Here is a 13861-nt window from a genome sequence, read left to right as displayed (position 1 = left end):
ATAGGGGGCAGTAAACGTGGCAAAAGGTAAAATCATAGTCGTCGGCGGCGGCCTGGCAGGGCTGATGGCGACGATCAAAGCAGCAGAAAAAGGTGTGCCTGTCGACCTGTTCTCCCTTGTGCCGGTGAAGCGTTCTCACTCTGTCTGTGCGCAGGGCGGCATCAACGGTGCCGTCAACACAAAAGGGGAAGGCGACTCGACTTGGGAACACTTTGACGATACGATCTACGGCGGAGACTTCCTGGCCAACCAGCCGCCGGTTAAAGCGATGTGCGATGCCGCACCCGGGATCATCTACATGCTGGACCGGATGGGTGTGATGTTTAACCGTACAGCGGAGGGCTTGCTCGATTTCCGCCGTTTCGGGGGAACCAAGCATCACCGTACCGCATTTGCCGGTGCAACGACGGGGCAGCAGCTGCTCTACGCATTGGACGAACAAGTGCGCCGCTACGAAGTAGAAGGACTTGTCACCAAATACGAATACTACGACTTCCTTGGCGCGATTATTGACGATGCCGGAACCTGTAGAGGGATCACAGCCCAAAACATGCGGACTGGTGAAATCGCTGCCTACCGTGCCGATGCTGTCATCATGGCTACCGGTGGCCCGGGGATCATCTTTGGAAAGTCGACCAACTCGATCATCAATACGGGTACGGCCGCAGCTGCCGCCTACCAACAGGGCGTTATCTACGCCAACGGTGAGTTTATCCAGATCCACCCGACAGCGATTCCGGGCGATGACAAACTGCGCCTGATGTCCGAATCGGCCCGCGGTGAAGGGGGACGCGTCTGGACGTATCGCGACGGGAAGCCATGGTACTTCCTGGAGGAAAAGTACCCGGCCTATGGAAACCTGGTACCGCGTGATATTGCCACACGCGAAATCTTCCACGTCTGCGTCGATCTCAAACTGGGGATCAACGGGGAAAACATGGTTTACCTCGATCTCTCCCATAAAGATCCGAAAGAACTGGATGTGAAGCTGGGCGGGATCATCGAAATCTATGAAAAATTCATGGGGGACGATCCACGCAAGGTCCCGATGAAAATCTTCCCGGCTGTTCACTACTCGATGGGCGGCATGTGGGTTGACTTCAACCAAATGACCAACATCCCTGGCCTCTTCGCTGCCGGTGAGTGCGACTACTCACAGCACGGTGCCAACCGCTTGGGTGCCAACTCGCTGCTCTCTGCCATCTACGGCGGAATGGTTGCTGGTCCGAAGGCAATCGAGTATATGAACGGTCTGGAGAAATCAGCGAGTGACGTAGCTAGCACCGTATTTGATGGTTATGTCAAGCAGGAGCAGGAAAAATACGACAACATTCTCAAGATGGACGGCTCGGAAAACGCTTATGTCATTCATCGCGAGTTGGGCGAGTGGATGACGGAAAACGTCACGGTGGTCCGCTACAACGATCGCCTGCAGCAAACCGATGAGAAGATTCAGGAACTGATGGAGCGCTGGAAAAAGATCAACATCAACGATACGCAGCAGTGGAGCAACTCGGGTGCTCAGTTTACCCGCCATCTCTGGAACATGCTCGCACTTGCCCGCGTCATCACCATTGGCGCACTGAAGCGTGACGAGAGTCGTGGCGCCCACTACAAGCCTGATTTTCCGGAGCGCGATGATGAGAACTTCCTGAAAACGACGATGGCCAAGTTCAATCCTGATACGCTCGCTCCTGACATCTACTACGAAGACGTCGATATTTCGCTGATTACGCCACGTAAGCGCGACTACAGCAAAAACAAATAAGCAAGGGGAGGGAATAGACGATGGCTGACAAGTACGTACACCTGATCATTACCCGTCAGGACACCCCTGACAGTACACCGTACAAGGAAGAGTTCAAGATTCCCTACCGTCCCAATATGAATGTGATTTCTGCCTTGATGGAGATTCAGCGGAATCCTGTCAACGCCGAAGGACAGAAAACCAAACCGGTACAGTGGGAGTCCAACTGTTTGGAAGAAGTATGCGGTGCCTGTTCGATGGTGATTAACGGCAAACCCCGGCAGGCATGTACAGCACTGATAGATAAGCTGGAGCAGCCGATCCGCTTGGCACCGATGAGCACGTTCCCGGTCATGCGTGACCTGTCGACGGACCGCAGCCGTATGTTTGATGCGTTGAAGCGCGTCAAGGCTTGGGTACCGATTGACGGTACCCACGACCTGGGCCCGGGGCCGCGGATGCCGGAAGTAGATCGCCAGTGGGCGTATGAGCTATCCAAGTGCATGACCTGTGGTGTCTGCCTAGAAGCCTGCCCCAATGTGAATGAAAAGTCACCGTTCATCGGCCCGTTTGCGATTTCGCAAGTTCGCTTGTTCAACGAACATCCTACGGGCAAGATGAACAAACATGAGCGTCTGGAAGCACTGATGGAAGACGGCGGAATCGCCGATTGCGGAAACTCGCAAAACTGCGTGCAGTCTTGTCCGAAGGGAATTCCGCTTACCACATCGATCGCTCACATGAACAAAGAAACAACCAGACACGCGATCAAGTCGTTCTTCTTCTCCTGATCTGATCGTCATTTGTTCACACTCCAATCGGTTATCACCGGTTGGAGTTTTCTTTTGTCCTGAATATCCGCGCCGTCTGCATGGAAAACTGATGTAGATGAGGAAACGATGTTTTCAGGAGGAGACCGACGTGAAAAAGCATCTACTAGGTTGCGGACTGGCATTATCCGTATTTTTTTTTCCCCTCTCTATCCAGGTAAATAGCGACGGAGTGAGGAGCGAAGCACCGGATCTCGCCACAGGCAGGGAGCAGAACCAATGGCAGAAGCGGGTGATTCAGGATCTCAAACATGCAAAAGACAGCAACTCCAGGCCATCGCTCGCATCAGGGCATGCCGCTGGGCAGCAGGGGATCACGCTTACTGGAGCGGATGAGTGGACCGACTTAAAGCGGGTGATTGTCGGCGAGCAGGTCTCCCAGGGGCCAGCCTCGTCCCTGGAGATGATCGAAGCGACAAAAGCTTGGCGAGAAGCAGGCGTCAAAGGAGAAGGCATGTTGATCTCCATCATCGACAGCGGCATCAATCCCAAGCACCCAGATATGCCTCCACCGCGGGACAAACGGGCGGCGCAGCGCAAGACGGGAACGCAGGAAAAAGTGATCGCCGGATACAACTGGGCTGATCGCAATCAAATCACCAAAGACGTCGGTGAATCCCAGCACGGCATGCATGTAGCAGGCATTGTAGCTGCCAATGGCAAGGTAAAAGGGGTAGCTCCGGAGGCACAACTGCTCAGCCAAAAGGTGTTCAGCAACTACCAGGGAGAAGTAGCCGGTCTGAGCGAGTCGATCCTGTTTGCAATCAACGACTCGATCAACAAAAAAGCAGATGTGATCAACCTGAGCCTCGGCTCTTCGGCGGGATACGTGGATCAGTACAACGTAGAGCAGCATGCGATCAAACGGGCCGTCGACCATGGGGTGATCGTCGTCGCCGCTGCCGGAAATGACGGCTACTTCGGCAGTGATAAGGTGAAGCAGGAAAACCCTGATGTAGGGATGATCGGTTCACCAGGACTGGCCCCGGACGCCTTGTCGGTTGCTTCAGCCAACGCCACGACGCTGGCTGGCGTCAGCTTCCGCCTGAACGGGATAGAGGGACTGGAGCGGGTAGTCTACCTGCCGGCCCGCCCCTCCGAAGCAGAGGCAGTCAACCCGGTGCAGGCACTGCCTGATGCCAAGGAATTGGTCTATGTCGGAAAAGGTAAGCCGGAAGATTACAATGTGAAGGTAAAGAACAAGGTGGTCTTGATCGAGCGGGGCGACATCCCCTTTGATGAGAAGCTGAAGTTGGCCGGGGAAGCGGGAGCGGCAGGGGCGATCGTCTACAATAACGAAGCGGGACCGATGATGATGAGCGCCAATGAAGCGAAGCAGCTGCCAGCTGTCTCTATTCTCAAAGAGACCGGTGAAGCGATCGCTGAGCAGTTGAAAAAAGGGAAACGAATCAGCGTGCAGTTTGACGGTGAATACGGTCAAAATCCGTTGCCGTATCCGGCAGGGGGGACGATTTCCTCCTTTTCGTCCTGGGGTCCTACGCCGAATCTGCAGTTCAAGCCGGAGATTACCGCTCCCGGTGGTGGAATCTTGTCGACCGTGATGCAGAAGGATTACGCCGTCAAAAGTGGTACTTCGATGGCCACGCCCCACGTCGCTGGTGGGATGGCTCTACTCAAGCAGGCATATCAACAGATGGGACGTAAACTGGAAGGACGGGCACTGGTGGAAACCCTCAAAGCAGCTGCGATGAATACGGCTCAGCCTATCCTCGATCCGCGAGAAATCGCTACGGCGTCGGTCGGCGAACAAACCGGTCCCCATCCCTATTCCCCACGAGTACAGGGCGCAGGCATGATGCAGGTGGCAAAAGCGATCCAAACACCGGTGATCGTCACCGACGCCAAAGGGAAAGCCGGTGTCTCGTTGGGGGAAATCGGCAACAAGCTTACCTTCTCACTCTTTGTTGACAACCGGTTTGGCCAGAAGCCGCTTACGTACACGGTAAAAGACGCTTATGGTGTGCTGACAGATCTGTGCCATGACGGCATCAACTACCTGACCTCTGTACCGTTAAAGGGAGCCAGGCTGCAGTTTTCCACCGACAAAATAACAGTTGCGCCGGGAAAACGGCAGGAGGTAAAAGTAACCCTGCAGATCCCAGAAGACGCACCCCGCAATATCTTCAGTGAAGGGTTTATTGCCTTCACGCCTGAAGACGATTCCCTGCCCACCCTGCATGTACCGTTTTACGGCTTTTACGGGGATTGGGAGGCCCCGCGGGTGATGGATGCGCCGATGTGGACAGGAGCGAGTCAGGAGCATCGAACCGGAGTCAAGACGACCTGGTACCATGACAAGCAAAACGATAAGTGGAAGTATCGGGATTACCTGGGTGTGACGGGTGTCGACGACAACGGACAGGTACAGGTGGATCCGGACAAGATCGCCTTTTCTCCTAACGGAGACGGTCATTATGACATCGCCTCGCCCTCGATCACCTTTTTGCGCAATGCGAAGCAGGTTTCTATCGATATTTTTGACCAGTCCGGCAGACGGGTGCGATCGTTGGTACGGGATGAGAAGGTGTACAAATACGATCAGTCAAAGCTGGGTGTTCCCTACTACTATACGGAAAAAGAAGAATGGGCCTGGGATGGTACGTCCTACTCCATAGAAAAAGGTGAGTATGTACAGGTGCCAGACGGTGTATACCACTTTGTTATCCGCTCCAAAAACGACGGGGAAAACGCCAAATGGCAAACCCTCACGCTGCCGGTGAAGGTAGACAGGCAGAGTCCGCGTGTCAGTGCATCGCTTGACGGCAATCGGATTCGATGGAGCGCCAAGGATAAGGATGTGCAGGGCTATCTGCTCTATGTGGACGGATTGAAAGTGGGCGGTCCGTTTTCCGCTTCCGTAGATAGCACACTTATCAGTCAACCGCATAAGACCATTACGTTGGTGGCGTACGATTATGCCGGCAATATCACAGTTGTTCCCGTCACCGGACAAAGTGATGTGACCCCTCCGTACATTCAGTTTCCTGACGATCTGTTTGAGCAGGTGGTGGTAAGCGACCAGCCGGAGGTGGCGATTCATGGGCGAATCGTAGGTGAGGATATGGTAGACCGGGTGAAACTGTCGATTCACAAACAACCGGTCCCGGTGGAGGGGGATGGGCAGTTTGAAACGATTTTGCGCCTGTCGGAAGGGCTCCACTATATCACCTACAGCGCAACCGACCTGTACGGCAATAACCGCCAGTTTACGCAACGGATCATCATCGATCAGACCCCCCCGGAATTGCTGCTCACAAATGACGGGACCGAGGAAGTCCTGTTCGATCCCAACACTAGGCAAGCTGTGCTGCCTCTCAGATTTCAATATCGGGACAAAACGTTCAAGGGGAATGTCAGCGTAAACGGCCAAATGATCGCCAGTTGGGAAGAAGAGCAGTTGGAGCTTCCAGTGGAGCGAAGCTTTCACCAGCCTGTTGCCCTGCAGCAGGGAGATAATAAGATCCTGTTGGAGGGGAGAGATGAAGCAGGTAATCTGACTGCACTTGCTCTGCACGCTTATCTAGATGGATCGTCTGGCACACTGGTGTTGTTTCATGATGAGCAACGCATTGAATACAAGGCGGAGCAGGCAAAACCATTGTCGATCGATCTTGGGCGGACCGAATACGAGGCTGCGGCAGGCGAGAGCCTTGTGATCACCGGGCGGGTCGTCGGGCAGGCACCGATTGGGCTACAGATTGTCTACGGTGACAATCGACTGGCCGCTGATGTAAATGACCGTGGGGAGTTCCGTTGTGTCCTCCAGGAGGTTGCACTGGGCAAAGCAAAATTGTCAGTGACGGCCACCGATTCATTGCGCCGAGAACGTCGGGTCGAGGCCAGTGTGGTCGGCAAACAGAAGCAGGAAGGTCGCTCGCAATAGACAGGGGAAAACGACTCACAGGAAAGATTGGGAGAAAAGGATGTTTTATCATGGAATAGACAGGGAATATGTATACAAACATTTTCCGATATTATCAGCTCGCAGGAGCGTATCAGCGAAGAGAGACGAGCAGCTTGCGGATCGGCGTCATCTGCTTCAACAGTTTGGGCTGGAGCCTGTCCATCTGTTGGAAGCGGCTGACGATTATCCGCCGCATCGTTGTGTCGAGGAGTGCTTCGCGTATGGGGACACGGTCTTTGCCTTTCAGACGCTGGAAGCCCCTTTTTGGCAGCTCAGCGTTAGGGAAGTGGGTGTGCCGATTCTCGATCTGCGTCGTGTGGATGCCATCTATACGGTACAGCCAGACCAGCGATTGGCTTCGTTGTTTCGTGGTGTCCCGATCTACCTGGTGCTGGTAAGCAAAATCGGTGAACGGTCAATGAGGCTGTGGAGGGGAGAGAAAGCGTAACATGAAGACGGAATACATTACCCCGTTTCTCGAATCAGCGGCAACGGTGATTGAACAGGTATGCAACGTTGCGACGCTGCGCGGAGAGCTGGAGTTGAAAGAAGTCTCCCTTCGCGAAGATCACGTCTGGATCATGGTAGGTTTGGTCGGCCAATTCTCCGGTGACGTCCTGTTCGGGATTCACAGAGAAGTAGCTCTGAAGATCGTTTCGGCGATGATGGGCGGATTTCCGATCGCTGATCTAGATGAGATGGGCAAAAGCGCCATCTCCGAACTAGGCAACATGATCTCTGGGAACGCCAGCACACTCCTGTACAGCCGCGGAGTGCAGATCGACATCTCACCACCGATACTGGTCGACGAATCAGCTCCTCCCACTTTCAGCGGGAAAGCGCTCAGCATTCCCCTCACACTAGGAGAAATGGGGCAAATGGAGGTTCAGGTGCTTGTCATCAACTGAGCTTACCTTAATATGAGAAAAGGAACAGTGGTTTCCCTGATCGGTGAACAATAACCTGTCACCGGTCAGGGTTTTTTTATTTGAAAAAACAATATTTGCTTGACAGTGTGAGTCTACCCCATAACATTATTGTTGCAAATGATAATCAATTTCAATTAATAAGGCAATAAACTTGGGAGGAGAATTTTTCATGTTGAACAAGAAACGCTTTTTAGGAGTTCAAGCAACGATGATTTGCTTGATTATGTTACTGCTGCTGTTGACAGGCTGCGGCGGAACGGAATCAACGGTACAGCACCATTCTGCTACCGAACACACACCTGCTGAGTCAAACGATAAACTGACAGCGGAGAGTATGCCGCCTGCCGGTGAAGAGAGAACTGTCAAACACGCGATGGGGGAGACAAAACTTAGTGGAACACCTCAAAAGGTTGTCGTCCTGACCAGTGAGGGAACGGAAGCTTTGCTCGCACTTGGTGTCAAACCAGTGGGAGCAGTGCAATCAGGATTGGGCGACCCCTGGCACGATCACATCAAAGACCGAATGCAGGGCGTAGAGGTATTGGGTGATGAAACACAGCCAAATATGGAGCTGATCGCCAGCTTGAAGCCCGACTTGATTCTGGGCAACAAGGTGCTTCATGAGAAAGTTTATTCCCAACTGTCCAGCATGGCGCCAACTGTCTTCTCGGAAGATTTGGCCGGTGATTGGAAAGTGAACTTTCGTCTCTACGCCGAAGCTCTTAACAAAAAAGAGGAAGGCGATAACATCCTGCGTGAGTTTGACCAAAAAGTTGAACAGGCGAAGCTCAGGATGGGTGACAAAACAAAGAGCAAAGTCTCGTTGGTTCGTTTCCTGCCCGGCAAAGTGCGTTTGTACATGAAAGATACGTTCGCCGGTGTGCTGCTGGATCAAATCGGCTTTGCACGTCCCGCTTCCCAAGATAAAGATGAATTTATGGAGGTAATATCGAAGGAGCGCATCCGCGATATGGATGGCGATATCTTGTTTTATTGGGTGTCTGATTACGACGAGACAAAAGCTGCCGCTGAATACAAAAACGAATGGATGAAAGATCCACTGTGGCAGAACCTGAATGTATCCAAAACCAACAAAGTGTATCAAGTGGACGAAGTGATCTGGAACACTGCTGGAGGCGTATTGGCGGCCAATCTGCTGCTCGATGAACTTGTAACGTATTTTGAAGCGGAATAAACCGAGTTTGAATTCGGACAAACAATAGGACCGTCAGGGCTTTTCCCTGACGGTTTATCTATTTGTAAAGGCCAAAGATAATAAAGAAAAATAAAATAAATTTTAACGACTGGCAAATCTTTTGTTGATTGTAGTATCTTTTGGAATAGCGAAATGTGTATGAATAGTCAAAATACAAAAAGAGACAAACTAGGGGGTCTTGTCGTTGTTGCGCTCACTTCTGCAACTGGTTGTCATCTTTTTGCTCGTCCTGACAGTGGCGGGGGCGCCGCTGATGATTGGGATCAGGGGCGAAGCGATTACGATCCAACCGGAGAGTTTTGTGATTCATACGGTGAAGCTGCTGGAAGACATCTCCAGTGGTTCGCTGGGTACCTATTATCTAGGGGAGAACGAACGAGAGATCGCTGAGGATATCTGGAGGTATGCGGAGAACTCCTTTTTCCTGCTGTTTTCCAGTATGTTGATCGCTGTGGGCATTAGTATCGTGTTCGGGATCTTTCTCCATCGGTTTGGGCCAGTCAGAATCGTGCAGCGTTTCTTTGATGTGATGTCGACGATTCCAGATTTTGTCCAGGTTCTGTTTGCTCTCACACTAGCCATCTCCTTTTACAAGTGGACCGGGATTCGGCTGGTTACGCTCTCTCCGTTTAGTGAAAACAAATCGTTCTGGTTTCCGGTGCTGGTTCTTTCCCTGGGTCCAACCTTGTATCTGCTCAAACTGGTTACACTCAAGTACTACCAGACGAGCGCCGAGGATTACATCCGCACCGCCCTGGCGAAAGGCCTAAACGTCTGGCATATCAATCTGCACCACGTCTTTAAGAACATCAAGCCCTTTCTGATCGCCGATCTGAAAAAAGCGATTTCCGTCTCCTTGGCCAACCTGTTCATGGTGGAATATCTGCTCAATGTGGTGGGTGTGACACGCTTTATCTTTGGAGGGTATCAGTTTAATGCGGTAGCGATCGGGCTGTTTATCCTGCTGGTTCTCTCCACAGTGGTCTACCTGTCAATCCGCTTGATTCTCTACGTGTTTGAACGGGGGCTTGTCTATGAATAGGGGAAAATATCCGCTGTCGCTATGGATCGGTGGGCTGATGGTGCTGATGTTGATCTTGCTTGCGCTGTTCGGCCCCTATCTGGCACCTTATGACATCACATACCAGGAGAACGTTCGTACCGAGATCATTGATGGCAAAGAGGTACTGATCAAGACGCCAATGCCGCCGTCGTCCGCTCACTGGCTGGGGACGGATAAGTGGGGGTACGACATCCTCACGCTGCTTCTGCACGGGGCCCGTTACACCATGCTCGTCACCTTGCTGATCGCATTTCTCAGAATTCTGATTGGCACGTTGTTCGGGCTTTATTTAGGGATGGCAGAGCGAAGACAGGGGTGGTGGCTGGGAGTTGAAAACGCCTGGAGCCACATTCCGATCGTGTTGCCCGTCTATTTTCTGCTGCTGGGAATCAACTTCAACTCTGAACTCTCTGTGAGCGAATTGATCGGTTTGTTCGTAGTCATCGTGACCATCCTGGGTACCCCCAGCGTTGTCTCCTCGATCCGCCAAAAAACGGAACAGGTGAAAGAGATGCCGTTCGTGCTGGCCGCCGTTTCGCTAGGAGCAGGCCGTAACAGGCTCGTCCTGCACCACATCCTGCCTCAGCTGCGGGAAGAGATCATGCTCGTGTTTGTCATGGAAGTGATTGCCGTGATGACGCTTATGGGGCAGCTGGGCCTGTTTAACTTGTTCGTCGGCGGTACCATCATGCAGTTCGACCCTATGCTGTACCATTCAGTTACACATGAATGGGCGGGGCTGATCGGACAGGCACGCAACTTCATCTTCAGCAACAGCCTGTGGATCCTGTACGCTCCGTTAGGCGCCTTTATGCTGGCGATCATCGCTTTCAGCCTGCTGGCCAAGGGCCTGCGGGACCGGTCCAAGCAGCGTTACCAGCGCGTGCCGTATCTGTAGAGCGCTCGAGCGAGTGGAACGCATCGGCTGATCGATGAATAGGATGTAAGGCAAGAGCCTAAAATCCTTGTCACTTCGGCACCACCACCACCCCTGCAACATAGGATAAGGTGACTGTAATCCCTCAACCTTGTTCCTGTAGAGCCCACAAGGAGGGGTGGCACGATTGAAGGGTAGTGACCAAACCAAGCCGTTATTGACGAATCGCGAAAGAGAAGTGTTTGAGCTTTTGGTCCAAGACAAGACGACAAAAGAGATTGCCGGACAACTCTTCATCAGCGAAAAGACAGTACGTAATCACATAAGCAATGTGATGCAAAAACTCGGGGTTAAAGGCCGGTCTCAGGCGGTGGTCGAACTAGTTCGACTTGGACAATTAAAAATTTGAGCCGTGTCCACCCACCCTCCCTGCTCCTTTCCAAAGGAAGGGAGGTTTTTTGTTTTTGTCAAAGAATAGCGAAAATTGCACCATCTGATGGTGAAGAGAATCGTTCTTTACCGAGAGAAAACGGTTACATATAATGTGGGTTAAACACGCCGTAATCAAAAGATCGGTTTGGACAGCGCAGAGAGGGGGGACGTGTACATGCTTTCTTCGCGATCACGCGAACTGTTGAAAGGGATGATCGATGCTGGTCACCCTGTACGCATCAAAGATCTTGCCCGTGAGTTTCAAGTGAGCGAAAGAACGATCAAGTACGACCTGGAGGCGATTCGTCTCTGGTTGAAAGAGCAAAACGTCACTCTCTACTCTCAACCGAACAAAGGGATCTGGATTGAAGAAGGAAGCGAGAAGCGGGCTGAACTGCTCTGCCTGTTGTCAGAGACGGGGACAGGAGAGGTCTATCTCAATCAGAAAGAGCGGGTCCAGCACATCGTGATGGAACTGTTGTTCCGCGATGACTATCTGCGAATCGGCGATCTGGCCGATACACTGCTGGTTAGCCGCAACACGGTGATCTCTGACTTGAGAGAGGCGGAGTCGTTTGTCGAAAGCTGGGGGCTTGCGTTGGAGAGAAAGGCTCGTCACGGGCTTAAAATCACGGGGGATGAATTAAAGCGGCGCCTGGCGATGGAGAATCTGATCCAGACCTCACTGGACAGCAGTGAAATGTATCGGCTGATCCAGACCGCTTTATTCCAGTCGGAGCATCCGCTCCTGGTTGGCGAGTGGTTTCAGCGCTTTCAATTGTCAGAAGAGGATGACATCCAGATCAGACGGTCGATGGAGCGCTTGGCCAACAGGTTGAAAACAGAGATGGAGACGTATATTTCCGATCGAGTACTGATCAGTGTGATGATCCGTCTCTGCCTGTCGCTGCAGCGGATGCACAGACTGCATTCGGTTCATCTGTCCCACCCACCGCTTGGCGATGAGAGGGCACGTCAAATCTACCAACTGTTCCGCAGAGAATTGCACGGGCTAGGGCAGGAGATGGGTCTGGACATCCCGGACGTAGAAGTATCGTTTATCTGCCTGCCGTTGATTGGCACGACCCTGCCGCCCACTGATAAACAGCCGGAGGGAGAAAACAGACTGCTGGATTTCTACTCGCTGACAGCAGAGTTAATCGAGCTGCTTAGCTCGCGCTTGCGGCTGCCGCTTCAGGACGACCCGGAGTTGTCCGCCTATCTGCTGGCACACTTGTCAGACCGGATTGTGAAGCTGCAAAACGGAGTGCTTGACCCCAATCCGTTTGTCGACGACATCAAGCGTTCCTACCCCCAGATGTATGCGGCGGTCAAACAAGAATGTGAACACATTTTTCATAGACATGGCATTCGCTTGCTTGATTCCGACATCGCCTACATCGTCCTGCACTTTCAGGCTGCGTATGATCGCATGCAGGAGAGGAAAAAAGTGAATGCGCTGGTTGTTTGCGGCACGGGCAGAGGAACATCCCGTTTTTTGAAGACGTATCTGGAAAATGAGCTCAAGTCGCTGCGGGTGGTAGGGCTGTGCTCCAGCCTGGAAGTAGAAAAGTACCTGGCGACGAGAAAAGTAGATATTATCGTGACCGTACTGCCGCTGCAGTCATCGCTGCCGGTGGTCACTGTTCACCCGCTGCCAACCCGTCAGGATATCGCAGCCATCAAGCAGTTGGTGAAAGAGTTGGAACAGACGGCGGAAGATCCGCAACAGACACAGCGTCGACACACACCGGCATATACCGACCTGGGGACGGATCTCAATGAAAGGGATTTGCCGGTTCTGGAGCGTATCTCACAAGATGTGATTTGCAGAGGATTTGAGCTCAGTCAAAAGATCATTCACGAATTCCGTGAACATCTGACAGAGCAGGCTGCCAGCGGGTTGGTGCTGCACATCTTGCTGATGGTAAACCGGCTTACGTTTGGCTCGCCTTATCTGTATCCGGATGAACAAACGCGCGTGGAACAGGGCGGTGTGCTGCGGGATCGTTTACAAAGGCTGCTGGAGGAGACGCCGTTCCACCTGCCGCAGAGCGAGATTAGTGCCATACTGAGATATTTTTCACTGGAGAGGAGCATGATCAGAGGAGATGGAGATCGACCTGGTGATTACGAATGGATGGGTCATTGATCCGTCGCAGCAGGTAAATGGGAGGTACGATGTAGCCGTGGCTGATGGCAAGATCGTCGGCATCCGGGAGACGGGTAAGCATCATCTGACAGATCGAGTGCGAGAGGTGCTGGATGCGGACGGGATGCTTGTCACTCCGGGATTGATTGATCTGCATACACATGTATACGTAGGAGAAACCCCACTGGGGATCAGCGCCGATCAGGTTGGCGTGGAACAGGGGGTTACTACTGTCGTAGATGCTGGTAGCGCTGGCGCTCATACCTTTGCGGGTTTTGTAGAGAGAGCCGTGAAGCCATCGGTCACACAGGTGCTGGCGTATCTCAATATTGCAGGTGCGGGGCTCTGTGAGGGATTGTCCGAACTGGCCGACCTGAGCAAACTGGCACCTGCTGAGACGGCCGCCCTGATTCGCGAGAACCCGCTGATCCGAGGGATCAAGGCCCGCATGAGCGGATCGGTAGTAAAAGAGAGTGGCATCGAGCCGCTAAAGATAGCCAAACAGGCCGCACAACTAGCAGACGTACCGCTCATGGTTCATATCGGGAACGCACCGCCAAAACTGACGGAAATCCTGGATCTGCTGGGAGCAGGTGATGTAGTGACACACGCCTTTCATGGGAAAAAGGCGGCATCCTCGATGAAGAGGGCAGGCTGATTCCTGAGGGGGAAGCTGCTCTTGAACGTGGT

Annotated in this window: 11 protein-coding genes; all 11 read left to right on the top strand. The window is 52.8% G+C overall.

What is annotated here, in order from left to right; all coding sequences use genetic code 11:
* The first annotated feature begins 16 nt into the window (after positions 1-16).
* The 11 genes from sdhA (at position 17) to LOK74_RS13595 (ending at position 13829) form a co-directional block, all read left to right on the top strand.
* Positions 17-1768: a succinate dehydrogenase flavoprotein subunit gene (sdhA, locus tag LOK74_RS13650; protein ID WP_230042584.1), complete on the top strand. Its 1752-nt coding sequence runs from the start codon at positions 17-19 to the stop codon at positions 1766-1768.
* A gap of 20 nt (positions 1769-1788) precedes the next feature.
* Entirely contained in the window at positions 1789-2538 is a 750-nt protein-coding gene (gene sdhB / locus LOK74_RS13645; RefSeq protein WP_230042583.1) for a succinate dehydrogenase iron-sulfur subunit, read from the top strand.
* A 130-nt stretch (positions 2539-2668) separates the two neighbouring features.
* Positions 2669-6481: a S8 family serine peptidase gene (locus tag LOK74_RS24140; RefSeq protein ID WP_277613387.1), complete on the top strand. Its 3813-nt coding sequence runs from the start codon at positions 2669-2671 to the stop codon at positions 6479-6481.
* Positions 6482-6521: 40 nt separating this feature from the next.
* Positions 6522-6950: a hypothetical protein gene (locus tag LOK74_RS13630; protein ID WP_230042582.1), complete on the top strand. Its 429-nt coding sequence runs from the start codon at positions 6522-6524 to the stop codon at positions 6948-6950.
* Position 6951: 1 nt separating this feature from the next.
* On the top strand, positions 6952-7410 hold the full coding sequence (locus tag LOK74_RS13625) for a chemotaxis protein CheX (RefSeq protein WP_230042581.1): 459 nt from the start codon (positions 6952-6954) through the stop codon (positions 7408-7410).
* A 190-nt stretch (positions 7411-7600) separates the two neighbouring features.
* The gene (locus tag LOK74_RS13620; protein WP_230042580.1) at positions 7601-8626 is read left to right on the top strand and encodes an ABC transporter substrate-binding protein; all 1026 of its coding nucleotides are present in this window, start codon (positions 7601-7603) and stop codon (positions 8624-8626) included.
* Between the two features lie 205 nt (positions 8627-8831).
* The gene (locus LOK74_RS13615; RefSeq protein ID WP_230042579.1) at positions 8832-9689 is read left to right on the top strand and encodes an ABC transporter permease subunit; all 858 of its coding nucleotides are present in this window, start codon (positions 8832-8834) and stop codon (positions 9687-9689) included.
* Positions 9682-10608 (top strand): ABC transporter permease, encoded by a 927-nt coding sequence (locus LOK74_RS13610; protein WP_230042578.1) that lies wholly within the window; start codon positions 9682-9684, stop codon positions 10606-10608. The genes LOK74_RS13615 and LOK74_RS13610 overlap by 8 nt, the downstream gene beginning before the upstream one ends.
* A gap of 166 nt (positions 10609-10774) precedes the next feature.
* Entirely contained in the window at positions 10775-10996 is a 222-nt protein-coding gene (locus LOK74_RS13605; protein WP_126427995.1) for a helix-turn-helix domain-containing protein, read from the top strand.
* A gap of 198 nt (positions 10997-11194) precedes the next feature.
* Entirely contained in the window at positions 11195-13171 is a 1977-nt protein-coding gene (locus LOK74_RS13600; RefSeq protein ID WP_230042577.1) for a BglG family transcription antiterminator, read from the top strand.
* The gene (locus LOK74_RS13595; RefSeq protein ID WP_230042576.1) at positions 13131-13829 is read left to right on the top strand and encodes an amidohydrolase family protein; all 699 of its coding nucleotides are present in this window, start codon (positions 13131-13133) and stop codon (positions 13827-13829) included. The genes LOK74_RS13600 and LOK74_RS13595 overlap by 41 nt, the downstream gene beginning before the upstream one ends.
* Positions 13830-13861: the final 32 nt, after the last annotated feature.

The sequence above is a fragment of the Brevibacillus humidisoli genome (assembly GCF_020923435.1).
In the GTDB taxonomy this organism is placed as follows: Bacteria; Bacillota; Bacilli; order Brevibacillales; family Brevibacillaceae; genus Brevibacillus_E; species Brevibacillus_E humidisoli.
Note: the sequence above shows the minus strand (reverse complement) of the source record. Positions and strands in the feature narration are given on the sequence as shown.